The sequence below is a fragment of the Mesorhizobium sp. M7A.F.Ca.MR.245.00.0.0 genome (genome assembly GCF_003997415.1).
GTDB lineage: Bacteria > Pseudomonadota > Alphaproteobacteria > Rhizobiales > Rhizobiaceae > Mesorhizobium.
This window is the reverse complement of record NZ_RZTE01000029.1, coordinates 37,185-62,889: the sequence shown is the minus strand read 5'-3', so window position 1 is coordinate 62,889 and position 25,705 is coordinate 37,185. Positions and strand designations below refer to the sequence as shown.

The 25,705-nt window shown below is 61.9% G+C and carries 27 protein-coding genes and 1 pseudogene; 12 read left to right on the top strand and 16 right to left on the bottom strand.

Annotation, left to right across the window (positions count from 1 at the left end; translation table 11 throughout):
* Nucleotides 1–18 precede the first annotated feature (18 nt).
* The 10 genes from EOB80_RS24610 to EOB80_RS24565 all read left to right on the top strand — a co-directional run bounded on the left by EOB80_RS24610 (nucleotide 19) and on the right by EOB80_RS24565 (nucleotide 12,104).
* Complete coding sequence (locus EOB80_RS24610) at nucleotides 19–1,452, top strand: UbiA family prenyltransferase (protein WP_127330329.1); 1,434 nt, start codon at nucleotides 19–21, stop codon at nucleotides 1,450–1,452.
* A 2-nt stretch (nucleotides 1,453–1,454) separates the two neighbouring features.
* Nucleotides 1,455–2,807: an FAD-binding oxidoreductase gene (locus EOB80_RS24605; RefSeq protein ID WP_127330327.1), complete on the top strand. Its 1,353-nt coding sequence runs from the start codon at nucleotides 1,455–1,457 to the stop codon at nucleotides 2,805–2,807.
* A gap of 124 nt (nucleotides 2,808–2,931) precedes the next feature.
* A complete protein-coding gene (locus tag EOB80_RS24600) occupies nucleotides 2,932–3,381 on the top strand; it encodes an EamA family transporter (protein ID WP_127330325.1) in 450 nt (149 codons plus the stop codon).
* The gene (locus EOB80_RS24595) at nucleotides 3,378–4,385 is read left to right on the top strand and encodes an NAD(P)-dependent oxidoreductase (RefSeq protein ID WP_127330323.1); all 1,008 of its coding nucleotides are present in this window, start codon (nucleotides 3,378–3,380) and stop codon (nucleotides 4,383–4,385) included. The genes EOB80_RS24600 and EOB80_RS24595 overlap by 4 nt, the downstream gene beginning before the upstream one ends.
* A gap of 104 nt (nucleotides 4,386–4,489) precedes the next feature.
* Nucleotides 4,490–5,920: an aspartate aminotransferase family protein gene (locus EOB80_RS24590; protein WP_245466432.1), complete on the top strand. Its 1,431-nt coding sequence runs from the start codon at nucleotides 4,490–4,492 to the stop codon at nucleotides 5,918–5,920.
* 24 nt (nucleotides 5,921–5,944) lie between these two features.
* Nucleotides 5,945–7,177, top strand: coding sequence for a glycosyltransferase 87 family protein (locus EOB80_RS24585; RefSeq protein ID WP_127330319.1), 1,233 nt, complete (start codon nucleotides 5,945–5,947; stop codon nucleotides 7,175–7,177).
* Nucleotides 7,174–7,932 (top strand): FkbM family methyltransferase, encoded by a 759-nt coding sequence (locus EOB80_RS24580; RefSeq protein ID WP_127330317.1) that lies wholly within the window; start codon nucleotides 7,174–7,176, stop codon nucleotides 7,930–7,932. The genes EOB80_RS24585 and EOB80_RS24580 overlap by 4 nt, the downstream gene beginning before the upstream one ends.
* A 159-nt stretch (nucleotides 7,933–8,091) precedes the next feature.
* The gene (locus tag EOB80_RS24575; protein WP_127330315.1) at nucleotides 8,092–10,653 is read left to right on the top strand and encodes an FAD-dependent oxidoreductase; all 2,562 of its coding nucleotides are present in this window, start codon (nucleotides 8,092–8,094) and stop codon (nucleotides 10,651–10,653) included.
* 93 nt (nucleotides 10,654–10,746) lie between these two features.
* Entirely contained in the window at nucleotides 10,747–11,595 is an 849-nt protein-coding gene (locus EOB80_RS24570) for a DUF1194 domain-containing protein (RefSeq protein ID WP_127330313.1), read from the top strand.
* Between the two features lie 167 nt (nucleotides 11,596–11,762).
* Nucleotides 11,763–12,104 (top strand): peptidase inhibitor family I36 protein, encoded by a 342-nt coding sequence (locus tag EOB80_RS24565; protein WP_023812325.1) that lies wholly within the window; start codon nucleotides 11,763–11,765, stop codon nucleotides 12,102–12,104.
* Between the two features lie 37 nt (nucleotides 12,105–12,141).
* Here the strand turns inward: EOB80_RS24565 and EOB80_RS24560 are convergent, their stop codons facing one another.
* The 5 genes from EOB80_RS24560 to EOB80_RS24535 all read right to left on the bottom strand — a co-directional run bounded on the left by EOB80_RS24560 (nucleotide 12,142) and on the right by EOB80_RS24535 (nucleotide 14,935).
* Nucleotides 12,142–12,633 (bottom strand): GNAT family N-acetyltransferase, encoded by a 492-nt coding sequence (locus EOB80_RS24560; protein WP_127330311.1) that lies wholly within the window; start codon nucleotides 12,631–12,633, stop codon nucleotides 12,142–12,144.
* The gene (locus EOB80_RS24555; protein ID WP_127330309.1) at nucleotides 12,630–12,920 is read right to left on the bottom strand and encodes a DUF1778 domain-containing protein; all 291 of its coding nucleotides are present in this window, start codon (nucleotides 12,918–12,920) and stop codon (nucleotides 12,630–12,632) included. The genes EOB80_RS24560 and EOB80_RS24555 overlap by 4 nt, the downstream gene beginning before the upstream one ends.
* A 72-nt stretch (nucleotides 12,921–12,992) precedes the next feature.
* Entirely contained in the window at nucleotides 12,993–13,931 is a 939-nt protein-coding gene (locus EOB80_RS24550) for a GlxA family transcriptional regulator (protein ID WP_348625597.1), read from the bottom strand.
* Nucleotides 13,932–14,276: 345 nt separating this feature from the next.
* On the bottom strand, nucleotides 14,277–14,411 hold the full coding sequence (locus tag EOB80_RS35895) for a hypothetical protein (RefSeq protein ID WP_013531161.1): 135 nt from the start codon (nucleotides 14,409–14,411) through the stop codon (nucleotides 14,277–14,279).
* A gap of 338 nt (nucleotides 14,412–14,749) precedes the next feature.
* Nucleotides 14,750–14,935, bottom strand: coding sequence for a hypothetical protein (locus EOB80_RS24535; protein WP_032930657.1), 186 nt, complete (start codon nucleotides 14,933–14,935; stop codon nucleotides 14,750–14,752).
* 218 nt (nucleotides 14,936–15,153) lie between these two features.
* Between EOB80_RS24535 and EOB80_RS24530 the strand changes: the two genes are divergently transcribed.
* Nucleotides 15,154–16,053, top strand: coding sequence for a LysR substrate-binding domain-containing protein (locus tag EOB80_RS24530; RefSeq protein WP_013531163.1), 900 nt, complete (start codon nucleotides 15,154–15,156; stop codon nucleotides 16,051–16,053).
* Nucleotides 16,054–16,079: 26 nt separating this feature from the next.
* Here EOB80_RS24530 and EOB80_RS24525 read toward each other — a convergent pair whose 3' ends face one another.
* From EOB80_RS24525 to EOB80_RS24480, 10 genes are all read right to left on the bottom strand, one after another.
* Entirely contained in the window at nucleotides 16,080–17,027 is a 948-nt protein-coding gene (locus tag EOB80_RS24525; RefSeq protein WP_127317949.1) for an alpha/beta hydrolase, read from the bottom strand.
* A 231-nt stretch (nucleotides 17,028–17,258) separates the two neighbouring features.
* Nucleotides 17,259–17,444 (bottom strand): hypothetical protein, encoded by a 186-nt coding sequence (locus EOB80_RS24520; RefSeq protein ID WP_127271300.1) that lies wholly within the window; start codon nucleotides 17,442–17,444, stop codon nucleotides 17,259–17,261.
* A gap of 188 nt (nucleotides 17,445–17,632) precedes the next feature.
* Nucleotides 17,633–19,783: an ASKHA domain-containing protein gene (locus tag EOB80_RS24515; RefSeq protein ID WP_127330307.1), complete on the bottom strand. Its 2,151-nt coding sequence runs from the start codon at nucleotides 19,781–19,783 to the stop codon at nucleotides 17,633–17,635.
* Nucleotides 19,734–20,708 (bottom strand): methyltetrahydrofolate cobalamin methyltransferase, encoded by a 975-nt coding sequence (locus tag EOB80_RS24510; RefSeq protein WP_127330305.1) that lies wholly within the window; start codon nucleotides 20,706–20,708, stop codon nucleotides 19,734–19,736. Before EOB80_RS24510 ends, EOB80_RS24515 begins: the two co-directional genes overlap by 50 nt.
* A gap of 81 nt (nucleotides 20,709–20,789) precedes the next feature.
* Nucleotides 20,790–21,881 carry a methylenetetrahydrofolate reductase gene (locus EOB80_RS24505; RefSeq protein ID WP_127330303.1) on the bottom strand — a complete coding sequence of 364 codons (1,092 nt, stop codon included), beginning with the start codon at nucleotides 21,879–21,881 and terminating at the stop codon, nucleotides 20,790–20,792.
* Nucleotides 21,878–22,510 (bottom strand): methylenetetrahydrofolate reductase C-terminal domain-containing protein, encoded by a 633-nt coding sequence (locus EOB80_RS24500; RefSeq protein WP_127330301.1) that lies wholly within the window; start codon nucleotides 22,508–22,510, stop codon nucleotides 21,878–21,880. Before EOB80_RS24500 ends, EOB80_RS24505 begins: the two co-directional genes overlap by 4 nt.
* Nucleotides 22,503–22,805, bottom strand: coding sequence for a virulence factor (locus tag EOB80_RS24495; RefSeq protein WP_023812316.1), 303 nt, complete (start codon nucleotides 22,803–22,805; stop codon nucleotides 22,503–22,505). The genes EOB80_RS24500 and EOB80_RS24495 overlap by 8 nt, the downstream gene beginning before the upstream one ends.
* A gap of 203 nt (nucleotides 22,806–23,008) precedes the next feature.
* A complete protein-coding gene (locus EOB80_RS24490) occupies nucleotides 23,009–23,788 on the bottom strand; it encodes a formyl transferase (protein WP_127271185.1) in 780 nt (259 codons plus the stop codon).
* 93 nt (nucleotides 23,789–23,881) lie between these two features.
* Nucleotides 23,882–24,457 carry a DUF4893 domain-containing protein gene (locus EOB80_RS24485; protein WP_127317921.1) on the bottom strand — a complete coding sequence of 192 codons (576 nt, stop codon included), beginning with the start codon at nucleotides 24,455–24,457 and terminating at the stop codon, nucleotides 23,882–23,884.
* A 115-nt stretch (nucleotides 24,458–24,572) separates the two neighbouring features.
* Entirely contained in the window at nucleotides 24,573–25,202 is a 630-nt protein-coding gene (locus tag EOB80_RS24480; RefSeq protein ID WP_127330299.1) for a DUF1638 domain-containing protein, read from the bottom strand.
* A 64-nt stretch (nucleotides 25,203–25,266) separates the two neighbouring features.
* On the opposite strand from EOB80_RS24480, the gene EOB80_RS24475 reads away from it, so the two are divergent.
* Nucleotides 25,267–25,407 (top strand): entericidin A/B family lipoprotein, encoded by a 141-nt coding sequence (locus EOB80_RS24475; RefSeq protein WP_023812312.1) that lies wholly within the window; start codon nucleotides 25,267–25,269, stop codon nucleotides 25,405–25,407.
* 84 nt (nucleotides 25,408–25,491) lie between these two features.
* Here the strand turns inward: EOB80_RS24475 and EOB80_RS35500 are convergent.
* A pseudogene (locus EOB80_RS35500) lies at nucleotides 25,492–25,705 on the bottom strand (cobalamin-binding protein); the annotation flags it as partial.

The following is a 25,705-nucleotide window of genomic DNA, read 5'->3' as shown; positions in this document are numbered from 1 at the left end:
GGGCAGGGCAGGACGGACATGGATGCGCGGTCGGACAGGAACGCAATACCGCTTGCGGTCGATCTCGACGGCACGCTGATCGCGACCGACCTGTTGTGGGAAGGGCTGTTCATCCTTCTCAAGAAGAACCCGCTCTATATCTTCCTGGTACCGTTCTGGATCGCCGGCGGGCCGGCGCGGCTGAAGCAGGCAATCGCGCAACGCATCGACATCGATCCGGCATCGCTGCCCTATCGCGAGGTGCTGCTTTGCCGCCTCCGGACCGAACACGCCGAGGGCCGCAAGATCGTGCTGGCGACCGGTACGCCGCGCAAGTTCGCCGACGCCATCGCGGCCCATCTCGGCATTTTCGACCAGGTGCTGGCCACCGATGGTCTCGCCAATCTCACCTCGGGCAGGAAGCGCGCCTCGCTGATCGCAGCCTATGGCGATGGCGGTTTCGACTATGCCGGCAACAGCCGTCACGATCTCCAGGTCTTCGATGCAGCGCGCAACGCGATCGTCGTCGCGCCCGACCGCCATGCCGCGCGCTGGCAGGCGGCACATGGCGCCGAGACGATGCCGGCGCCGAAGCCGACTTTGCGGACCATCGTCAAGATGCTGCGTGTCCATCAGTGGCTGAAGAATTCGCTGATCGCAGTGCCGATGGTGCTCTCGCATGAATATTTCAACACCGACATGATCTGGCAATGCCTGCTGGCATTCGTCTCGTTCAGTGCGGTGGCGTCGGCCATCTATATCCTCAACGATTTCTTCGACCTCGCGCTCGATCGCAAACACCTCACCAAGCGCAACAGGCCGTTCGCCAGCGGTGCGCTGTCGATCCCGTTCGGACTTGGCGCGATCGCGGTGCTTCTGGCGATCGGCATCGGCACCGGGCTGTTCCTGTCGCCCGAATTCATGGCTGTGCTCGGCGGCTATATGGTCGTCACGACGGCCTATTCGCTGTCGTTCAAGCGCATGCTGCTGGTCGATGTGCTGACACTCGCCGGCCTCTACACGATCCGCGTCCTGGCCGGTGCGGCGGCGACCGGCGTCGACGTCTCGTTCTGGCTGCTGGCCTTCTCTATCTTCTTCTTCCTGTCGCTGGCGCTGGTGAAGCGCTTCGTCGAACTGCGCACCACCGCCATTCCGCCTGGCGAGCGCATTGCCGGCCGCGGCTATCGCACCGAAGACCAGGAGATCGTCGCCCAGGCCGGCATGGCTTCGGCCTTCTCCTCGGCGCTGGTGCTGGCGCTCTACATGGACAGTGTCGCGGTGCGCGAGCTCTATCCGCATCCATGGCTGATCTGGCCGCTGGCACCGATCGTGCTTTATCTCACCATGCGTGTCTGGATCCTGGCGCGCCGCAACGAGATGCATGACGATCCGGTCGTCTTCATCATCCGCGACTGGCGCAGCCAGATCGTTGTGCTGATCGGTGCGGTGATGCTGGTCATCGGGGGCTGGTAGGCATGGCCACTGAGCGGTTCCCGAGCTTTGGCCTTGCTACGCCGCCGGCGCCGCGCGCCATCGGTGCCGACGAGGCTATCTCGCTGCTGAAGGGCGGTCAGGCCAAGCCAGCGTCACTGCTTGCCTATGGCAATGGCCGCTCCTACGGCGATTCCTGCCAGAACGCGGCCGGCGCGGTCGTCGACATGCGCTCGCTGAACCGGATTCGTGCCTTCAACGCCGAAACCGGTGTTCTCGAGGCGGATGCCGGCGTGCTGTTGTCCGACATCATCGCCCACGCTGCCCCACACGGCTTCTTCCCGGCGGTTGTGCCCGGCACCCAATTCGTCACGCTGGGTGGCGCCATCGCAAACGACGTGCATGGCAAGAACCATCATCGGCGCGGGACATTCGGCTGCCATGTCGAGAGCTTCACGCTGCTCAGGTCCGACGGAAAGACCCACCGCTGCTCGGCATCGGACAATGCGCGGCTGTTTGCGGCAACGATCGGCGGCATGGGGCTGACCGGCCTCATCCTGTCGGCCTCGATCCGGCTGATGCGGGTGCATTCGCTCGACATCGTCGAAAAGGCGACCCCGTTTCGCGATCTCTACGAATTCTTCGGTTTGGCCGAGGCGGCCGATCAAGCCAATGAATATGCGGTCGCCTGGATCGACCAGTTGGCCGATGGCCGCAACAGCGGTCGCGGCCTGCTGTTCACTGGTAATCACGCCGAGCACGGCTCGCATGCCGCCTCGCGCGTCGGCGGCAATTTCTCGGTGCCGGTCCAGCCGCCATTCAATGTGCTCAACTGGCCGTTCCTGACCGCCTTCAACGCTGCCTACAGGTGGAGGAAGAGCCGGGCAACGGTGCCGCGCCAGGCCGGATATCAGGGCTTCTTCTTCCCGCTCGACGGCGTGCGCGACTGGAACCGGCTTTATGGGCCGAAAGGGCTTTTCCAGCACCAGAGCGTGGTGCCGGAAGAGACGGCGCGCGAGGCCGTGCCGGCATTGCTGGCGGCGGCAAGGCAAGCCGGGCAGGGCTCCTTCCTCACCGTGCTGAAGCGCTTTGGCTCCATCCGCTCGCCGGCGCTGCTGTCGTTCCCGCGTTCCGGCTACACGCTGACACTGGATTTCCCCAACAGAGGTGCCGCGACGCTGACATTGCTGCGGGAACTCGACCGTATCACGGTCGAGGCCGGCGGCGCGGTCAATCCATATAAGGACGCCCGCATGGGGGCCGAGATATTCGCCTCGTCCTTTCCCGAATGGCAGCGGCTGGAAGCGCTCCGCGACCACGCCTTCATGTCTGACTTCTGGGCGCGCACCGCGAAGAGATTGGATGCGCGACGAGGCTCGGTCGAGGCGGCCGAATAGATAAAACTCGAATAATTCCTAGTTAATTGATGCTTAATAACGAGATTTACTCAAAATATTGTTGGGACTTCACCAAATGTTTGCGGGTTTGTAGTAGTGAGCGCGAAGGGGTGGCTTGGAACACATGAAATACATCGTCTTCATTCTCTTTACAGTCATGACCAATGCCGCCGCGCAGCTGATGCTGAAGCAAGGCATGATGTCGCTCGGGCCGATCTCGTTCGAGGGCGTCAATCCGCTCGTCAAGCTGTTGCAGATCGTTTTCAGCCCCTGGGTGTTCCTTGGCCTGTGTACCTTCGTCATCTCGATGGCATCGCATCTCTATGTGCTGTCCAAGGTCGAGCTCTCCTTCGCCTATCCGTTCCTCAGCCTCGCCTATGTTGCCGTCGCCATCTTCGCTTATTTCGTCTTCCGCGAGGACCTTAATGGCTGGCGCATCGCCGGCATCGCCTTCATCTGCGTCGGCACGGTGCTGATCGCGCAAAGTGGCCGAGATTTGGGTGGTCGAGGCCATGAGGACCAGACCGCTTCCATCACGCCCGACAAGATTCACGCAAACGAGATCGTTCGATGAGACATGTGATTTTCGGCGGCGACGGTTTCGTCGGCCGCCATCTTGCCCCGAAACTTGTGGCCGATGGTGAAGAGGTCGTCGTCGCCGACATCGTCAAAAGCGACCTGCCGCATTACCGCAATGTCCGCTTTATCCAGTGCGACGTCACCGATCCGGCATCGGTCGCAGCGGTTGGGCTGAAGGCCGACAACATGGTCTACAATCTGTCGGCCAAGATGCTGTCGCCGATCCAGGTGCGCGCCAAGCGGCACGATTTCTTTTTCCCGGTGAATTTCCACGGCACCGAGCACATCATGCAGGCCATGGACAGAGCCGGTGCGTCAAAACTCGTCCACTACACGACCGACATGATCTACGGCCACACGGTCACGCAGCCGATGACCGAGGAGCACCCGGTGGCGCCGCTGGGCGAATATGGCTGGTCGAAGCAGAAGACAGAGGAGTTGGCGGCCGAATGGCGCAAGCGCGGCATGTCGATCTCGCTGTTTCGCCCGCGCCTGATCATCGGCCCAGGCCGGCTCGGCATCCTGGAAAAGCTGTTCAAGCTGATCGACTGGAATTTTCCGGTGCCGATGATCGGTTCGGGCAGGAACCCCTATCAGTTCATCTCGGTGTTCGACTGCGCCGAGGCCGCGCGCGCGGCCTGGAAGGCCGGCGTGCCTAATGAGGCCTATAATCTGGGTTCGCTCAACCCGCCGCCGGTCAAGAAATTGCTCGGCGATTTGATCCGGCATGCCGGCTCGAAATCGATCCTGATCCCGACACCGGGCTGGGCGGTCAAGCGCACGCTGGACCTGCTCGACCTCTTGAACATGCCAATCATGGACCCGGAACAGTATCTGATCGCCGACGAGGACTGCGTGCTCGACGTGTCCAAGGCCGGGCGTCAGCTCGGCTGGGTGCCGCAATATCGCGACGAGGACATGCTGATCGCCGCCTACAGCGAGTACCGCGCCAAGAAAGCCGGTCACGCCGTCGCCACCAAACATGTGCCCGCCGAATAGCGGCTCGCAAAACAGCTTTCGTTGCGCTCGATCCTGGTCGTGCGTGCAGACAGGAGATTGAAATGACCGTCATGGCCAAGCCCGAACAGACCAATTTGCGCACCATGGTCAGCGCGCCGTCGCTGTCGCCCGCCACCATCGCCAAGCCCGATTTGATCGGTGTCGAGCAGGCCAAGGCGATGGACGTTGCCCGCATGACCGACCTGTTCAAGGCGCATCTCAACCCCGGCCAGCTGCACTTCATGAAGCTGCTCGGCTTCCACAAGATCAAGATCGAGCGTGCCGAAGGCATGTTCTACATCGACCAGAACGGCCGCAAGATCCTCGACTTCTTCGGCGGCTTCGGTTCGCTGGCCTTCGGCCACAATCATCCGCGCATTCTGGAAGCACGCAAGAAATTCCAGGAGGAGAAGCGCCAGGAAATCGCCATCGCCTTCATGTCGCAATATGCGGCAGCGCTTGCGCACAACATCGCCAAATGCTCGCCCGGCGATCTCGACATGGTATTTTTGGGCTCGTCCGGTTCGGAAGCGATGGAAGCGGCGGTGAAGCTCGCCGAGCGCGCGGCCGGTCCGAAGCGGCCGAAGATCGTCTATGCCGAGAATTCCTTCCACGGCAAGACCAAAGGCGTGCTGGGCATCACCGACGGGCAGCTTTACCGCGCGGACTTCAAGGTGGCCGAAAACACGGTCCGCATCCCGTTTGCCGACATCGAGGCGGTCGAGCGCCTGTTCCGCTCCGATCCGGAGGTCGGGGTCATCGTGCTTGAAACCATCCAGGGCGGTGGCGGCATCATTCAGGCGCCGGCCGAATATTGGCAGAAGCTGCGCGCACTGTGCGACCAGTATGGCGTGTTGTGGGTCGCCGACGAAGTGCAGTGCGGCTATGGCCGGTCAGGCCGCTTCTATGCTTTCGAGCATTACGGCGTCATTCCCGATGTGACGGCGCTGGCCAAATCGCTTGGCGCCGGCAAGGCCGCGGTCGGCGCGATGATCGCGCGGCGCGAGGTTTATATGAAGGCCTATGGCACGCCGAAAACGGCGATGATCCATGCCATGGCGACCTTCGGCGGCATGGGCGAGGCCTGCGTCACCTCGATCGAGGGGCTCAACGTGCTCTACGACGAGGGGCTGATCGACAATGCCGCCGTCACCGGCGACTATTTGCTGCAGCGCCTGCAGGCGCTCAGGGAAAAGTACCCGAAGATCATCAAGGAGGTGCGCGGCAAGGGTTTTATGATCGGCCTGGAGTTCCACGACTTCTCGCAGACCTTGCCGATGGTGTTGCGGCCGATCGTCAGCGTGCTCGACGACAAGCTGAAGGGTTCGCTGTCGGGCTTCATCGGGGCGCTGCTGCTGCGCGACTACGATGTGCTGGTCGCCTTCACCGAATACAACCGCAACGTCATCCGGCTCGAGCCGCCGCTGATCTGCCAGCGCGAGCATGTCGACCGCTTCGTCGATGCCTTCGACAGCCTGCTGTCGCGCGGCATCGTGTCGATCGTGAAGGACTTCGTCAAAAGCCAGGTCCGTTAGAAACGAAGTACGCCGAGTTCGACAATGCTGACCAGGTCGCCCGCACCAGACAACCCGCTCGACCGGCTCATCGGAGCCGGTCTGGCGTGGGGCGAGGGGACTTATGCGCGGCTGGCAACACCGATCGGCGCGGCGGCCTTCGCGCTCTACATTCTTTTTACAGCGTTCACCGCCTGGGTGATGCCCGACGCCAACTGGGACATGCTGCCCTATCTCGCTATATCGGAGGAAGGCACCTATCCCGATGCGCAGGCGCTGCATGACTATGCCTACAGCACTGTCAAATCGGGCGTGTCCGCAGGCGACTATAAGGCGCTGACCGACGATGGCGGCGGCTTCCGCAGTCACATGGCGGAGAATGCCGCCGACTTCCATTCACTGCTCGGCATGTACCGGATCAAATTTCTCTACGCCGAGATACTGTCGACGATGAGCGCGGTGATGTCGCCGGTCGAGGCGATGTGCCTGGTCTCAGTGTTCTCGGTTCTGCTGTTCGGCGCGATCGCCCTGATGTGGCTGCGCTCCGAGGGGGCACTGGCCTTGGCGCCTGTGGTCGGCGCGGTGCTGATCATGGCCGATTTCGGCGATGCGGCGCGCGCCTCGACGCCGGATCTGCTCACGTCGGCGCTGTTGCTGGGTGGACTTTACGCCTATGTCCGCGGCCGCGAGGTGGCGACCGCGATCCTGCTCTTCCTCGCCTTCATGGTGCGCCCGGACAATATTGTTTTCCTTGCTGTTTTTGCCGTGCTGCTGGTCGCCTTCCGGCAGAAATCGTGGGGCGCGCTGGCCGGTTTTGCGGCTTCTTTCGTCGCCTATTTCGCCATATCGCACTGGGCCCATCATCCCGGCTGGTGGCCGCATCTGTGGTTCTCCAGCATTGAGCAGCATTACAATATGGACGGGTTCGAGCCGCCATTCTCGGTCACCGCCTATCTCAGGGCGTTTGCCGCCTCGCTGCTGCGCGCCGTCAGCTTGAACAGCTGGGTCGGCGTGTCGGTGCTGGCACTGGCCGGCTGGTTTGCCGCCGCCCGCGCCGGCTTCCGCCTCGACCGCCGCGCCGGCATCCTGTTTGCGGCACTGGTGCTCGGCGCGCTGGCGAAGTTCACCGTCTTTCCGATCCACGACACGCGCATCTATTTCCCGCATCTGATCCCGCCATTCCTGCTGCTGGCGACGCCGTTCATGGCGCTGTGGGCAGCCGCGGCTCGCGGCCAGAATCGCGCGCCCTTGCCAATCATTCCCGGAGACAAGCCATGAGTTCGCTATCCAGCCTGGCGCGCGTTGCCCTGTCGCTTGGTCTACCAAGTGGTGTTCTCGATCGCGGGCCGTCGCTGCGCGGCACGAAGTTCCTGGCCAGGGCGGCGCTGAAGGCGCGATTTGGTGGGGCAGGGCGACCGTTCCAGATGGTCAATGTCGGTGCCTGCGACGGTGCGCTGTTCGACGATGTGACGCCGTGGCTGCACCGCATAGCTGGCGCACGCGCGATGCTGGTCGAGCCGATCCCGTACAATCAGAAACGACTGCGCGCCAACTACCCCGACACCAGCCGGTTCATCATCGAGCCGGTGGCGGTGACGAAGACAAAGGGCACGATCACCGTCCACACTTTCGATGCCGCCGCGCTCGAGGCCGGCGCGCTGCCGATCGAGTTCATCGGCTGCTCGTCGGTCACCGACACCAATCTGATGTCGGGCAAGAATGCCTGGGGCGAGGCCGACACCAACTTCAACAAGTTCGCGCCGCATCTCAGGGACATCGAGGTGCCATCCGAGACCTTGCAGACGCTGCTCGACCGCAATGGCATCACCCATATCGACGCCTTTCTCGTCGATTGCGAGGGCGCCGACTGGATCGTCTTCGAACAGCTCGACCTCAAGCGCTACCGTCCCGGCATGATCAAGGTCGAGGTCGGCGCGCTGCCGGCTGCCGAGATCGGCCAGGTTGTGGTCAAGCTGAAGACAGCAGGTTATCAGGTCGGCTTCCAGGCCGAAGACGTCTGGGCGTTTGCTTGAGTTAGCGTCCACCTCGAAAAGCGAACCGTCCAAGGCGCCCGACAGGAAGCATTCTGCCGTCTGGTCGCTCGGCTTTTTGCCAATGTCGCAAACAGGCTTCAATCGTGCTGCTGCTCCGCCTTATAGTCCGCGCGCTTTATCACTTTGGAGTCGCGGGCAATGGCAGAGTTTCCGAAAAAGGCGAAGGTCGTCATCGTCGGCCTGGGCGGTATCGTCGGCGCATCGATCGCCCATCACCTGATCGAACGCGGCTGGGATGACATTGTCGGCATCGACAAATCGGGCATCCCGACCGACATCGGCTCGACGGCGCACGCCTCCGACTTCTGCTACACGACCAGCCACGATTTCCTGTCGTGCTGGACGACGCTCTACTCCATCGATTTCTACGAGAAGATGGGCCACTACGCCCGCATCGGCGGCCTTGAGGTCGCGCGCGTCGGCGATGACAGCCGCATGGAAGAGATCAAGCGCAAGATCGCCTCCGCAAAGGCGTTTGGCACGCGCGCCCGTCTGATCGAACCGGCCGAGATCAAGGAGAAATTTCCACTCATCGAAGAAGCGATTGTCCAGGGTGGCCTTTGGGATCCCGATGCCGGTCTGGTCATCCCGCGCTCGCAGACGGTCGCCGGCAAGCTGGTCGATCAGGCGGAAGCGTCCGGCAAGCTCAAATCCTTCGCCAACACGTCGGCTCGGTCGCTTGTCGTCAAGGACGGCCGCATATCAGGCGTGGTGACGGACCGCGGCACCATCGAGGCCGACTATGTCATCGTCTGCGCCGGGATCTGGGGCCGGCTGATCGCGGAAATGGTCGGCGAGGACCTGCCGGTCATGCCGATCGACCATCCGCTGACCTTCTTCGGCCCCTACAACGAGTTCGCCGGCACGGGCAAGGAGATCGGCTGGCCGCTGCTGCGCGACCAGGGCAACTCGGCCTATATGCGCGACACCGGCGATCCAAAGACCGCCGAGGGCGGGCAGATCGAGTGGGGTTACTACGAAGAGACCAATCCGCGCCTTTGCCATCCGCGCGACCTGCTGGAGAAGGACCAGGCGCGGCTTTCGCCGTCACAGCGCGACCTCGACATGGAGCAGATCCTGGCACCGCTCGAACGCGCCATGGAACTGACGCCGATCCTCGGCGAACTCGGCTATAACGAGAGCCATTCCTTCAACGGGCTTCTCCAGGTGACGGCTGATGGCGGCCCGTCCATGGGCGAAAGCCAGAAGGTGCGGGGCCTTTGGTATGCCGTCGCCATCTGGGTCAAGGATGGTCCCGGCATGGGCAAGCTGATCGCCGACTGGATGACCGACGGCCGCACCGCGATCGATCACCATGCCATCGACTATGCACGGTTCTATCCGCACCAGACCAAGGAGCAATTCATCTGGGATCGCTGCACCGAGACGGCGATGAAGGTCTACAATCCGGCGGTGCATCCGCGCGAGCCGTTCTCCAAGGGCCGCAACATCAGGCGCTCGCCGTTCTGGGAACGCGAGAAGGAGCTCGGCGGCTATTTCATGGAGCTCGGCGGCTGGGAGCGCGCCCACGGCTACGCCGCCAACGAGCATCTTCTGGAAAAATACGGCAACCGCGTGCCGGTGCGCGAGAACGAGTGGGACAACCGCCATTTCTGGCGCGTCTCCAATGCCGAGCATCTCGCCATGAGCGAGGATTGCGGCATCGTCAACCTGTCGCATTTCGCCATGTACGACATCGAAGGTCCCGACCATGTCGCGCTGCTAGAATGGCTGTGCGCGGCCAAGATCGGCGGCGACAACAACATCGGCAAGGGCATCTACACCCACTTCCTCGATGAGGAAGGCATGGTACGCGCCGACTTTACCGTCATCCGCATGGCCGACCGCTGTCGTTTGATCGACGGCGCGGACGCCGGTCCGCGCGACTTCCAGTACACGCGCCGCACGGCACAGGACAAAGGCTTCGACGTCACTATCACCGACGTGACCGAGAAATACGTCACTATCGGCATCTGGGGGCCGAACGCCCGGGCGACCTTGCAGAAGGTGGTCGAAAATCCGGACGGGCTCTCTGTTGAGAACTTCCCATTCGCGGCAATCAAGCCGGTCCGGATCGGCGGCAAGGATGTCACCGCTTTCCGCATCTCCTATGTCGGCGAGCAGGGCTGGGAGCTGCACATGCGCTACGAGGACGGCCTGGCCGTCTGGGACGCCTTGCGCTCGACCGGCGTGATGCCCTTCGGCGTTGAGACCTATGCCAACACGCGCCGCATGGAAAAAAGCCTGCGGCTGCAGAACGCCGACCTTTTGACCGAGTACAATCTGCTCGAAGCCGATCTTGCGCGTCCGAAGGTCAAGGAGAACGATTTCTGCGGCAAGGCCAAGCATGTCGAATATCGCGCCCGCGAGCACCAGCCGGCCATGCTGTGCACGCTGGTGATGACCGAGAATGTCGATGCGAAGGGCGTGGCCCGCTATCCGGTCGGCACGATGCCGGTGATGGACCCGAAGACCGGCGAAACGCTGGTCGACGAACTCGGCCGCCGGTCCTTCACCACCTCGATGGCGTACGGGCCGACCGTCGGCAAGAATATCGGTCTTGCCTATTTGCCGTGGGCGTACGCCCAGGAAGGCCGCAAGCTCACGATCGAGTATTTCGGCGAGACCTATCAAGTCGAAGTCGCCGCCGTCGGCTACAAGCCGCTCTACGATCCGGAGAATTTGAAGCCGCGCAGCTGATTGCTGGCAGGCGCAAGGGCATAAAGGCAAAAGCCTGGCCATCGGCCGGGCTTTTCTCTTTTTAAGCCGGCGGTTTTCGCTTACCCTCGCGGAATGTCTGCTTTTGCCTGTGCTAGACATATGCTTTCGGGCTGTGCCGCGTTCGCGCTGACGCTTTGGTTGGCGCCGGCGTCCCTTGCTGACGAGCCCGTCGATGTCGAGCTGGTGCTGGCCGTCGATGTCTCGCTGTCGATGTCACCGGACGAACTCGAGATCCAGCGTCATGGCTACGCAGCGGCGCTGACGCACGACAATGTGCTGCAAGCCATTGCCGATGGGGCTTATGGCAAGATCGCCGTTACCTATGTCGAATGGGCCGGCACCACCTGGCAGCGCGTCATCGTGCCGTGGACGGTGATCGCCAGCCGCACCGACGCCGAGCGCGTGGTCGCGCAGTTGTCGGCGCAGCCGCCCAATAGCGCGCGGCGCACCTCGATCTCCGGAGCGCTGGAGTTCGGCAACGACCTGTTTGCCGAAAGCGGCTACCGGGGCACGAAGCGGGTCATCGACATTTCGGGCGACGGCCCCAACAACCAGGGTGCGCCGGTCAATCTGACCCGCGACGGGCTGATCAAGCAAGGCATCGTTATCAACGGCTTGCCGCTGATGACGCGAGGCGGCTTCACCGGTGCCTACGACGTCAGCAATCTCGATCGCTACTACAGCGACTGCGTCATTGGCGGTCCCGGAGCCTTCATGATCCCGGTCAATGACTGGACGCAGTTTCCCGAAGCCATCCGTCGCAAACTGGTGCTGGAACTCGCCGGTCCGGCCTCGCCGCAATGGGCGGCGGAAGAGGCCGCGCATCCGCCGGTGATATTGGCGCAGGAGAGGTCCACCACCGACTGTCTGGTCGGTGAGAAAATGTGGCGAAACCGCAGTTGGATGTTCGACAGCCGCTAAAGCTCTTCTCCGTTGAGCGTGATCTTTGGCCGAACCGGCTCCCATTCTTGCCCCGCTGCCTACCTGTTCGGGCTTACGCTCCAGGCTTGCCTCCGCTACCGAAGCAGTGGCAAACTGGGCGGGCCGCGTGATCCAGCCAGGAGCGCGGCCAAACCGAGGAAACACCGATGAGACGTCTTGCCATCCTGACCGCAGTCGCGTCTGTGCTTTATGCCGACGTCGCCAGCGCCCAATACAACCAGGCTGCCTGCATCATGTTCGAGAACGGGAATTTTCGCGGGCGGTCCATCGGCATGGGTGCCGAGGATTCCGTAAATTTTCGTGGCGGCCAGTTCTGGAATGACCGTGTGTCGTCGGTGATCGTTCGCCGCGGCTGCACGCTCGTGGCCTATGAGGATTCTCGGATGGGCGGCCGCTCGATCGAGATCACGCGCAGGATCCGCAATTTGGGCGGTAGTGACTGGAACGACCGTATCTCCTCGGCGGAATGCACCTGCGACGACTACTGAGGTTCAGGCGGCGGAGCGCAGACCGGTTACGCGTGCCTCAAAGGTTCCGTAAATCCTTTACAAGCACATAGAGGTGTAGCGGGTCGGTTGGGGATTGAATGAAACCATAACGCTCGTAAAAGGCGCGGGCGTTGTGATCCTTGGCATGTACGGTCACCGCGCGGATGCCTGCAATGTCAGCCGCCTGTAGGCTGCGCAGGATGGCATCGCGCAGCATTCCGCCGCCAACGCCTTTGCCCTGCCAGTTCAGGCTGACCGCGAGACGCGCCAGCAGCATTATCGGAACCGGATGGCGCGCAAGGCCTTTCGTCAACCGCTCGGGCGCACCATCATAGGCGACTTCACCAACCACGAGCGTATAGAAGCCAACCACATCTTCGCCCCAGAGACCAATATAGGTTTGCGAGGCATTTGCTTGCTGGTTTTGAAATGCGTACCTGGCGAGAAACCTGTTGAGCGGCTGCTCGCCGCAATCGAACACATCCACCAGATGCGTGTGAGCCAGTTTCTCGATACGAAACCGGCTCACGCTGGATCGCGGCCGGAAAAGATGCTCGGTTCACTCAGCAGGCGCTTCAGGCGCGGAAGATCTCGCGTGGGGGCATCCAGCGCCGCCATGAACGCAGCCCATTTTTCGGCGTCGAGGGAGAAGCGGTGTCGGTCCGCCAGTGTTTCCTCGGCGCGCCCAAGTGCACTTTCAAGGACAAAATCACTCAGCGAACGGCGTTCAACGGCGGCTGCGGTCGCGAGCGTCCGCTTTGCTTCGACGGTAAGACGCAAGTCCAGTTTTTCGGATCGAGTCGTTCTCGTGGTCATGTGACACCTTTCGACATAAGGATATCACATTTTGCCAGACAATGTCATGACAATTCTCTAAGGGATATCGGATCAGGCCGCCAGCAGCTGCTTGCGGTCGACGCGCTCCTGCTGCGGCGAGCGGGCGTAGAGTTCTCGGTAGCATTTGGAGAAATGCGAGGCCGAGACGAAGCCGCAGGCGACCGCCACCTCGACCACCGGCATCGACGACTGGATCAGCAGATGTCGGGCGCGGTCGAGCCGGATTTCGAGATAGTAGCGGGCAGGGGAGCGCCCCATCTCGGTGCGGAACAGCCGTTCGATCTGGCGGCGCGACAGGTCGACATGGTCGGCGATCTCGATCAGTGACAGCGGCTCCGACAGATTGCCCTCCATCAGTTCGATGATGGTCAGCACTTTCGAGTTCTGGACGCCGAGGCGGGCGCGTAGTGGCAGGCGCTGGCGGTCGGTGGGGCTGCGCACGCGGTCGGTCAGCACCTGCTCGCAGACGCGGTTGACGAGGTTCTCGTCAAAGTCGTCGCCGATCAGCTTCAGCATCATGTCGAGCGCGGCGGTGCCGCCGGCGCAGGTGTAGATGTTCTGGTCGATCTCGAAGAGGTCGGCAAAGACATTGGCCTTCGGGAACGCTTCGGAAAAGCCCGGCAGGTTCTCCCAGTGGATGGCGCAGCGCTTGTTGGACAGCAGGCCGGCGGCGGCGAGGATATGCGCGCCGGTGCACAGGCCGCCGACGGCGACGCCGCGATTGTATTCCTCGCGCAGCCAGGCGAAGGCGGACTTGTTCTGGTAGCGCTCGACATTGATGCCGCTGCAGACGATGGCCATGTTCGGCCGGTCGGGACCTGCCATCTTCTTGCGTTCATCCTCGAGCGACGTGTTGACCGCGCATTCGACCCCGTTCGAGGCGCGCACCGGCTTGCCGTCGATGCTGGCGAGGCGCCAGCGATAGGCCTCGTAGCCGAGCATGCGATTGGCCGAACGCAACGGGTCGAGCGCGGTCGCAAAAGCGATCATGGTGAAATCGGGAATAAGGAAGAATACAAACGATCGCTTGATCGGATGCTTTACGGCGTTCAAGGGAACCTCACACAGCCATGGCGCGAACAGGATGTCGCGAATAGCATAGCGACATCAGGAAAAACCATGTCTGTCAATCGGCTACGCCGCTACGACAAGATTAAATTTGCGACATGGGTCGCAAATGGGCAATCGGCGTGCAGCGAGCCCTGGAAGTGGCACGAACTGTTCAAGGGACGGGCAACGTACTGCCTGCGCGCAAAACAAAAACGCCGCTTGGCTGGAGCCAGGCGGCGTTACAGTTTTAAAGCAGCGGCAGGGATGCGCTGCCCCTAAAAATCTTCAGGCGACGAAGCCGAGGCGCGCCGCATTCATGGCGCCGGTCTGGCCGGGCATAGTGTTGGCGAGACGCTGACGCTCGAGAGCGGTGGTCAGGTTCATTTCGCGGCGGGCAAAGAGGCGTGCAAAAAGCTTCATAATCATCTCCATTTGTTGCTCAGACGGGTCGCCTTCGCTTGATGGAGTGGGGCAGCTCGTTTGCTGGCGCCGATATAGGCTTGTGTAAGCAGAAACTAAATCGCAAAAGCGAAGCGCTTGATATGAAATGCGACATCGGTTGCGACAGATTTGGGCAAGGTGCCCAAAATTTACGATTATTTACAAGGGATTAATTGAAAAGAGGGCTGCTATGCGGCTTTCTCATATGCGTCATGCGCTGGAAACATGGCTCTAAAAATTCATTTGAGTGCAAATAAAATAGAGAAGGCCTGCCGGGCGGTTTGCGCGGCAGGCCTTCAGCACATGGTACACACGATCTACTTTGCTCCAGCCCAGGATCCGACGCCGTTGCGAGTACCGGTCTTGGTATCGGAAGCTTCAGGCCAGCCGATGTCCTTCTGCAGTTCGATCGGCAGGGAGCGGATAGCGCGTTCAGTCTGGTAGCGGGCGCGCGCCGCGCTGAATTCGGTCGCGATGCGACCAAGGGACGACAGGATAGACATCTCTTTCTCCTTTAGGTTGGCTAGTGCCAGACAGCGAGTTGGCTACTGCGGGTTTGTTTCAACTTCATTTCGTGTCGAATGCAGGTCTGTGTCGAGGTCGTTTCATGGCTGCTTGTGGCAGCTACTGCTTCGATGGAGTTGACTATCCTCCCAATCTGATGTTCAATCAAACGAAATGGAATGATGTTTTGTATCAGAAAAATTGAAGGTCGGTTGCCATGAACGCCCCGCTCAATCATCCGCTGCCGCTGCTCGATCTCGATGTTTTGCGCACGTTCGTGGCGATTGCCGAGACCGGCAGCTTCACCACCGCCGCCAATGCCGTGTTCCGCACGCCGTCAGCCGTTTCCATGCAGATCAAGAAGCTCGAGGACATTCTCGGCCGCTCCGTGTTCGCGCGCGACGCTCGCTCGGTGTCGCTGACGACGGACGGCGAGATGCTGCTCGGCTATGCCCGCCGGCTGCTGTCCATCAATCGCGAGGTGGTGTCGAAGTTCATCATTCCCGAGATTGTCGGTGTGGTGCGGCTTGGCTCGCCGGATGATTACGGTGAGCGCGTGCTGCCGCATGTGTTGAAGCGTTTCGCGCAGTCGCATCCGTCGATCGCCGTCGACGTCACCATCGACCAGAGCAGCAATCTGCGCCGGCGCATGGACGACCGGGCGCTCGACATCACGCTGTTGACCAATTCCTACAAGACCAGCGCGCTCGGCGCCGAGGTGCTGCTGACCGAGCCGATCGTCTGGGCCGGTGCCAAGGGCGGCTGCGCGCATTTGCGCGAGCCGCTGCCGGTATCGCTGTGGGAAGAGGGCTGCGCCTGGCGTGCCGGCGCGCTCGACGCGCTTGGCCGCGAGGGCCGCAACTACCGCATCGCCTATATGAGCGCACACACGGCCGGCCAGCGCGCCGCGATCATGTCCGATCTCGCCGTGGCGCCATTGCCGAAGTCGTTCCTCGGCAATGACATGGTCGAACTCTGCCCGAAGGACGGCATGCCCGACATCGGGACCTACAATCTGGCAATGGTGGTGGCGCCGGATGCCAGTGCCCCGGTCAAGGCCGTTGCCGACCACATCCGCGCGACTTTCGAAGTCTTCCGGGAAACCGGCAAGTTCTGACCGGCTGGTAGGACGATAGTATAAAGCTACTCCGCCGCTTCGGCGGGGCGCTGTTCAGGCCTTACTCTCGTATCGTGCACGATCCGGCTCTCCCCGAGAAAGGCGACGATGCGCTCGCGGGCGCGCCGGGCTTCCGGCATGTCAATCAACGGCCAGACGTGGAACATGCCTTCCTCATAGACAAGATCGATTTCAACGCCGGCTGCGCGGGCTTTTTCGGCGAAGATCAGATTGTCGGGAGTCAAAAGATCGCGCGAGCCGGTCAAAAGCAGCGTTCTTGGCAGCACGGACAGATCTCCATAGACCGGGCTGATGTGCCAGTCGCTGGGATCGATGCCGGCACTGTACAGGCGAATCGCCTCCCTTCCGCCAGCTATGCCCAGCCAAGGGTCGTTGCGTTCCGCCTCGAACACTGCGGGGTTGGTGAGCGACACGTCGAGACCCGGCGAAATGAGCACATGCCGCGACGGCAGGGGCAGTCCTTCTTCGGCGACCATCATGGTCAGCACCACAGCCATATTGCCGCCGGCGGAATCGCCCATGAAGACGATGTCTTCGGCTTCCGTCTCGGCGAGCATCTGCCGGTAGACATCGCCAACCATTCCGAACATGGCATGGAAATCGTGTTCGGGAGCGATTGGATAGATCGGCACCGTGATCCCGTAGCCCAGCCGATCCGCCATCTCGGCGATCAGGTGCCAATGATAGGGTGTGATTTCAAAGACATAGGCACCGCCGTGCAAGTAGAGAATCCGCTTCTGCTCGCCGGTCCTGGGTGCGATTTCGTAGACGGGGAAGCCATCGACCGTATGCATCTCGATGTCGAGACGCTGATGCAGCGAGGCGGGCGGGCGGTGGTTCTCGGTCTTGCGCGCGGCCGCGATCCAGCGCTGCAAATTTTCCGGACTGGCAAATGCCTGCTTGCGGCTGTGCCGCAGGACGAAAGACACGACATGGCTTTTCAAACTTGGCATGCGAATACACGAACTTCGGCAAAGCCGACTAAGAGAACCCCACTATCTTCGAAGATCGTGCCGTGGCCGAAAATGTCAAGATTTGCGCCGTATCTACACGGTGGTGTGATCCGCGCCGCGGTGCTCAGCGACGTGGTAGAAGTGCGGCACGCAGCCGGTTGCTGGTGGTCGCCGGGGACATGCGAGATCCCCGACGCATGCCGAGCAATTTGCATTTGTCGGCGAAGGTCATCAGCGCGCGGCGCTCCAGATCGTGTTGATAAGTGCGGCCTTTTCGCTGGATCGCGGCGATACCGGCCAGCCGATATCCTTCTGGATTTCGGGCGGCAGGCTGTTCAATAGGCGTCGCGCCTTGCTGCGGTCGTGAGCATTCTTGATGGCCGTGCCATAGCGGCCGAGGTTTTCGAGCATTGACATCGTTGTCTCCTCTGGAGCGTTGCGGCGGCTGGAAAGATATCTCCAGCCTGCCATTCGATGCCGGTTGAATGCGCCTGCCATGTATCTGGCGAATTTCACGAAAACAGCTTTTTGGTTTCCGGATCAGGCGATCCGGAAACATTTGCATGCAAATGAGTTTGGAAAGGCCGTGACCTGGGCGCGGCCGCTTATTCCCGTCCACGCCTGGCGGCGTGGCCTTCGCGCGAACGCCGTCGCGGAGCGGCGTCGCCGGCAATGCCGTCCTCGCTGACCGTCTTGCGCGGCGGCAGTTTCACCGCTGCCGACAGCTTCGGGAACGGATCGACCTTGTTGGGCAGCGCCATGGCGTAGACGAAATGCTCCTGGAATTTCGGTTCCAGGGCCGTCTCGATCTTCTCGATCTTGCTGACCGTGTCCTCGATCTCGCGGCGGTAGCCGCGATTGAGCAGCGCCATGCGCGCGCCGGCACCGGCGGCGTTGCCGACGGCCGAGACCTTGTCGAGGTCGCAATCCGGGATCAGCCCGAGCACCATGGCGTATTTCGGATCGATGAAAGAGCCGAAGGCGCCGGCGAAATGGATGCGGTCGACATGCTCGGTGTTCTGCTTTTCCATCAACAGCTTGGTGCCGGCATAAAGCGCTGCCTTGGCAAGCTGAATGGCGCGCACATCGGTCTGGGTGATGGTGATCTTCGGCCCATCTTCCGTCAATGCGGCAGAGCCTTCCTTCAGCACATAGGAGAAGGTGCGGCCGTTGGCGGTGACGCGCGGCGAACGGGCCGAAAGCCCGCCGTCGATGACGCCGTCCTCGGAAATGATGCCGGCGAGATACATCTCCGCCACCACTTCGATGATGCCGGAACCGCAGATGCCGGTGACGCCGGTTGCCTGGACGCTTTCCAGGAAGCCCGGCTCGTCGGACCACAGTTCAGAGCCGATGACGCGGTATTTTGGTTCCAGTGTATCGGGATCGATGCGCACACGCTCGATGGCGCCCGGTGCTGCGCGCTGGCCGCCGGAGATTTCGGCACCCTCGAAGGCAGGGCCTGTGGGCGAGGAGGCCGCAACCACACGCTGGCGATTGCCGAGTACGATCTCGGCATTGGTACCGACATCGACGATCAGCATCATCTCGTCCTGGCGATGCGGCCCTTCCGACAGCGTCACCGCCGCCGCGTCCGCCCCGACATGGCCGGCGATGCAAGGCAGCATGTAGAGCCTGGCGCCCTGGTTGAGCTTCAGGCCGATGTCGGATGCCTTGATGTGCACAGCGCCCGAAACGGCCAGCGCAAAGGGCGCGCCGCCAAGCTCGGTCGGATCGATGCCGAGGAACAGATGGTGCATGATCGGATTGCCGACGAAGACGCTGTCCAGGATGTCGTTGCGCTGGACATTGCCTTCGGCGCAGACCTTGTCGACCAGCCCGGAGATTGCCTCGCGCACGGCGACCGTCATGCCTTCGCGGCCGTCAGGATTCATCATCACATAGGAGACGCGGCTCATCAGATCCTCGCCGAAGCGGATCTGCGGGTTCGAGGTGCCGGACGAGGCGGCGACGCGGCCCGACAGCAGCGACACCAGATGCATGGCGATGGTGGTCGAGCCGATGTCGCAGGCGAGACCGTAGGCCTCGTTCTTGAGGCCGGGCCACAGCGCCACGACGCGCGCTGTCTCCGAATCGGTATCCTTGTAGATGGCGGCGGTCGCGGTCCAGTTGCCCTTGCGCAGGATGCCTTGCACCTGCGGCAGCAGATGAAAATCGAAATCGAGGCTTTTCAGGCCCCAGTCGTGCATCAGCGCGATCTTCAGCCGGTCGAGATCGCCAAGCGGCTTGTGCATGTCGGGTTCTTCGATCTCGACATAGCACATGCGGATCGCTGAATCGCGGGCGATCACCCTGGTGTCGGCATCCTTGCGGATGGTCTGCGCGTTGATGACCGTGTCCTGCGGCACGTCGATGACGAGGTCGCCGAGAATCTGCGCCGAGCAGGAGAGGCGGCGCCGTTCGGGCAGGCCACGGACGCGCTCATAGCGCTCTTCCTTGGCGCCCTTGGGCGTGATGTGGTCGTTGGAGGAGGTGATCTTGTGCTTGGCGAAATTGCCTTCCTGCACTTCGATCTGGCAGCGTCCGCAAGTGGCGCGTCCGCCGCAGACGCTTTCGACATAGACGCCTAGCTGGCGCGCGGCATCGAGCACCGGCGTGCCGACAGGAAAACGCCCGCGCTTGCCGGACGGCATGAACAGCACGAGCGGGTCGGTGATGTTGGCAGGTGAGTTCACGATTGCGCGCTTACCCTCGGCCCATCCGGGCTTCACGGCCGCCACGGCGGCGGCCGCCATTGCTGGCGCCGTCGCCCGGCGCATTGACCTGCGTCGGGGCGGCGACCGCCTGGCCGCCTTCGGCGGGCTTGTAATCCTTGTAGGTGCGGATCCAGTTTGTGCAGTTCTCGTCGGTGCCGTTCAGCACATTGGCGCCGCGTACGGCTTCCATTTCCTGCGGCCGCACCGGGTTCATGATCGCCGAGGTCATGCCGGCGCCGATCACCATCGGGATGAAGGCGGCGTTGATGCCGTGGCGGTGCGGCAGGCCGAACGAGATGTTGGACAGGCCGCAGGTGGTGTTGACCTTGAGCTCTTCACGCAGGCGGCGCAGCAGCGCGAAGACCTGGCGGCCGGCGTCGCCGAGCGCGCCGATCGGCATGACCAGCGGGTCGACGACGACGTCATGCGCCGGGATGCCGAAATCGGCGCAGCGCTCGACGATCTTCTTGGCGACGGCGAAACGCACGTCCGGATCCATTGAGATACCGGTCTCGTCGTTGGAGATGGCGACGACCGGCACGTTGTACTTCTTGACCAGCGGCAGGATGGCTTCGAGCTTTTCTTCCTCGCCGGTGACGGAGTTGACCAGCGGGCGGCCCTTGGCGACCTTGAGTGCTGCTTCGATCGCGGCGGTGACGGAACTGTCGATCGACAGCGGCAGGTCGACCAGCCCTTGCACGATCTCCAGCGTCTGCACCAAAAGGCCGGGTTCGGTCTCGTTCGGATTGACCGAGGTAACGCCGGCATTGACGTCGAGCATGGTGGCGCCACAGGCTGCCTGCTCCAATGCATCCCTGATGACGGTCTCGAAATTGCCCGCGATCATCTCGGCGGCCAGCTTCTTGCGGCCGGTCGGATTGATGCGTTCACCGATCACGCAGAACGGCTGGTCGAAGCCGATGATGATTTCTCGTGTCGCCGAAGCGACGATGGTACGGGTCATGAATTCTCTCCGCCGTGATATAAAGATTTCTTTATATCGTTATCTGGTTTCGTTCAAGCGAATGGGTGGCCGTCCGCGCCGTCAGTGCGCGGTCTTCACCATGTCCACCTGCGTTTCGGTAATGTCGTCGTGCAAGATGCTGTCGAGCCGGTCGGCGACAAGCTGATCGTCGCGGCGGATCTCACGTTTCCATGGCTGGCGGCCCTTCAGCACGCCCGATTCATCGACGATCTCGGCAACATATTCTTCCTGCCGGTAGGCCATCACGTGAACGCCGGAAACGCCGGATATTTCCTTCACCTCGTTGATGATGTCGATGCAGAGCTGCTTGCCTTCCTTTTTCTGGTCCTGGGCGCCTTCCAGCCGCTTGATGACAGAATCGGGAATATGGATGCCCGGCACGTTCGAGCGGATCCACTTGGCCGTTTTGGCCGAGGCCAGCGGCCCGACGCCAACCAGGATGAAGCATTTTTCGGTGCAGCCGAGGTCGCGCACCTTTTGCATGTAGGTGCGGAACATCGGCACGTCGAAGCAATACTGGCTCTGTACGAATTGCGCGCCGGCGGCGATCTTCTTGCCCAGCCGATGCGGCCGGAAGTCGATCGGTGGCGCGAACGGATTGATCGCAGCACCCAGGAAAAGCTGCGGCGGCGTCGTCAGCTTGCGGCCGGACAGGAACTTGCCATTGTCGCGCATGATGCGGCAGGTTTCCAACAGTGACATGCAGTCGAGGTCGAACACCGGCTTGGCGCCGGGCTGGTCGCCGGCCTGCACACCGTCGCCGGTGAGGCACAGCATGTTGGCGACGCCCATGGCGGCACCACCCAGCACGTCACCCTGGATGGCGATGCGGTTCTTGTCGCGGCAGGCGATCTGCATGATCGGTGCATAGCCCATGCGGGTCAAAAGCGCGCAGATACCGACCGACGACATGTGGCAATTGGCGCCCGAGGCGTCGACGGCGTTGATGGCATCGACCCAGCCGTCGAAGATTTTCGCCCTGTTATAGACGTCTTCCGGATCGGCGCTGTCGGGCGGGTTGAGCTCCGTCGTCACGGCGAACTCGCCGCGCCGCAGTACGCGCTCCAGCCGGCCGCGCGAAGTGTGGCCGGGCAGGGGCTCGAGCGGCAGATGGATGCCGGCCGGGTTCTCGTCGATCTGGCGTCCGATCATGCCGGTGCCCCGGTGTTTGCCTTCTTGGCGGCAGCGGCCGCTTCGCGCGCGGCGGCCGCCTGCGCGGTCACCCGCAGCCAGGCCGAGGTTTCGCGCAGCGACTGGTCGACCGGCTTCTGCACGGTCAGGATCCTGTCGCCGTGCACCATGTTCTGCGAGCCTTCCCAGGCCTTGACCCAGACGCAGGGCATATCGGGCTCGACCTCGCAATTGCCGTTGGCGCGAACGCCACCGCAAGGACCGTTGCGCAATTGCTTGGGGCAGTTCATCGGGCAGGACATGCCGGTCGAGGACAATATGCACTGGCCGCACATGCGGCAGTCGAACATGAAGCCCTTGACGCGCTTCTCGACGAATTTGATCGGCCCTTCGACGCGGCCGTAGCCGATGCCTTTCCACAGCGGATGGAGGAGCAGGAACAGGTCGGCGAATTTGGCGTAGAACCATTCGAGTAATCGCGAGTGCCGCACAGACCATAATCTGACCGCAAAGGAACGCTGCACGCGCCGCTGCGGCGATACATCGGCCGGCTTGTAGTCGGATTTCGGCGCTGCCTTCTTGACCAGAGTGGCCTGGGTAACCGGCTGAACAACCCTTTGGCCATCCTTGGCAGGAAAGGTTTCAGACATTTTCTTTGCCGCCTGCCTTGACCAGGGCGACCAGCCGCTCGCGGTCGTATTTCGTGTCGATGTCGTTGAATGCCTTCTCGACCTCGGCTTCGAGGTCATCGCCGACCGGGACGGGATCGGCCTTGCGCCATTCGGCCAGATAATCGTCGGTGCCGCCGGCGCCAGTGCGCATCGCGCACATGTCGATCGCTTCGGTAAAGCGCAGCGGCAGTTCGCGCTTGGCGTTCTGCCGGCCCTTCTTGACGATGATTTGGGCTGGGATGTCGCGCCAGTAGACGACGATCAGATCGGCCATGAATTCTCACTCCTCGTTCTGCGAGCATTGCCGGAAGCGCAGTGGGGCCGCTTGTTATGGGACGACGCGCGCGCATTCAAAAGCGACGCATTTGGATGTCGTAAAATGAAAGGTGTGATTATTCGTTTCCGGCGTCTGCCGGCGCCCGGTTCGAGGCTTCGGAAAAGCCGGCGCACGGCATGCGGATCCTGACGAGGAACGCGTTACCAGATGCCGGTTCTCAGGCCAGTCCAGAGATAGAACCAGATCGTCGGATGATACCATTGCTGCGATGGCAGGCCGGGGTCGACGGTGGTGATTTTTCCGGCCAGAACATCGCTGACCGCCTCGACGCAGATGTCGCGCGAGAACGCTGCCTGGCGCAACGCGTAGCTGGAGATGGTGTCGCCGCGTTTCGGTTGACCGCGCACCTGTTTCAGCACGGCGCCCGTATCGACGCCGGCATCGACCAGATGCACGGTGGTGCCGAAATTCTGCGGGTCGCCTGACGTCAACGCCCAGTAGCCACCGTTCATGCCGCGGTATTTCGGCGTGATGCCGGCGTGATAGTTGAGCACCGGGCAAGGCATCCGGGCAAGCATGTCCTTCGACAACAGCCTGCAGCCATTAAGCAGGACAACGCCTGGCTGGATCTTCTTGATCGCTTCGAGGCATTCCGGCCCGTTGGCTGAGGCGACATGGATGATTTCCTGATCCCGCCGCGGCTCGACCTCGAGCTTTTCCTCGGCAATCAGCCGGGCGGCATGGCTGGCGAGAAGCCGTTTGCCCAGTCTGCTGAGCACCATCGTGCCAAGTTGGCCGATGGCGGAGATCCAGCCCTGGCGGCGAGCCCGGCCGCGAAGCAATTGCTTTTTGGATTCAGGCGTTTCGAGGATGACGCTGACAGGGCCGACGCGGTCGGTGATCGCGTTGACGATAGCCCAGACATGCTGGCCGCCTCCGGTGACGACCACGATCCGCGTACTGGATTCTGATGCTGCCATGGATCTTGCCCCCTCCAAGCAACCCGTTCTTGATAATGGTCGGGATGCTAGGGCGTCCGGGTTAATCCTTGGTGATCAGCCTTCGATACACAGTCAGCGCTTGAATTCGATGATATCGAGCTTCGATTCGTAGTAGGGCGCCGGAAATTCGATGCGCCATTCCTTGGCGCTGTTGCGGAAGGCATAGCCGACCTGGTCGGTTTGCGGGCCGCTGCCATAGGGCTTTGCCGGATCATCGTTGACATAGAAGGAGCCGAGATAGATCGCGCGTTTCTCGCCATCATCGAAGAAGCGGCCCTTGGTGCGCTGCGAGCCGCTGATCTTTTCCAGCCGCCAGCCGGAACCGTCGTCGGTGACCTTGCACTTGAACCAGCCATAGATGACGAGCGGCAAAGACCCGCCGGCCTTGATGGTGCGGCACCGCCAACTGCCGGTCAGGTCCTTGTCGGAAAAGGCCACCAGCGGTTTTGCCAGCAAGGCGTCGAGTTGCTTGACCTCGGCCGCATCTCCAGCTTTCGCCTCGGCAAGCGCCGCCTTGCGCGTCTCGCCATAATTGTCGAGCCGCTTCTTGTCGGCCGGGGTGATGAGTTTCTGTACGTCGCCATCGGCATGAGCGGGCAGGGCGAAACAGAGGAGACCGAGTGCGGCTATCAAGAGGCGAGGGGTCATCGGTGCGTTTCCACGTTCGAATGGCCTGGAGGGCCTGTTGCCTTATGGCGCACAACTTACCCGTTCTCGGCGGCCTGTCACCCAGGGTTGGAGCATAGCGGGGTCAGGAATTGCTTCAGGCGTGTGCAGCCGCCTGCGCCATTCCGGCCGTCAGGTCGCCATAGCCGGTTGCGCGGCGTTCATAGACGAGACCAAGCATTCTGGCTGCCTTTTCGGCGACCTTGTCGAGTTCCGGATCATTGGTCTGGGCCAGATAGATCAGCTTCTCGTAGTTGCCGAAATAGTCCTTGATCAACTCCGGGTGCTTGTCGAGGCCGAGCGGTTTCATGAAGAAGGCGTCGAACTGCCGGCAGAGGAAGTCGGTCATGTAGAAGGACATCATGTCGTCGTCGGCGACTTTCGCATAGGCCTCCATGCCTTGATAGAAGGCAAAGCAGTGCGGGCCCGCCATGCGCTCGACGCCGTGCTTCTCGCAGATGCGGTCGAGCAGGCCGCCGGTGCCGCAGTCGGCATAGCCGACGAAGATGTTGCTGTAGCCTTCGGCCTTGGCCTTTTCGATTGCCTTGTCCATGGCCGGGGCGATGCGGTCCGGATAGAAATGGAATTCTGCCGGCAGGCAGGTCAGGTCGAGGTGATCCAGTCCGAGCTGTTCCTTGACGGCCAGAATTTCGCGCGCAATCATCCCACAGGCGATAACGAGCAGCCTGGCGTCTTGATTCGGTTTCGTTTTTTGCGTCTTGGCCATGGAACCCGTCGAGCCGGCCTTCGTTGCTGTAGCGCTAATTTATCTATTGAGGGAGACACCGTCCATGAAACTGCTACGCATCACGCCAATTGCCATCTTGACCTGCGCCCTGGCCCTCACGGCTTGTGCGAACACCGTCCGAGGCGTCGGCAAGGACGTCAAATCAACCGCCAATGCGGTCGAGGACACCGTCAACAATCCCTGATCCGCACCCGGCCTTCTTCATCTGGGAACAAAAAAGCCGCGCTGCAAGGCGCGGCTTTTCCTGTTGTCCGGCCGAAATGGCCAATCAGGCCGAAGCGCGCACATTGTGCTTGCGCTTCATGAAGTCCTTGGCGGTTTCGACCGCCACGGCCGCATCACGGCAATAGGCATCGGCGCCGACGGCCTTGCCGAATTCCTCGTTCAGCGGCGCGCCGCCGACCAGCACGACATAATCGTCGCGGATGCCCTTTTCCTTCATCGTGTCGATGACGACCTTCATATAGGGCATGGTCGTGGTC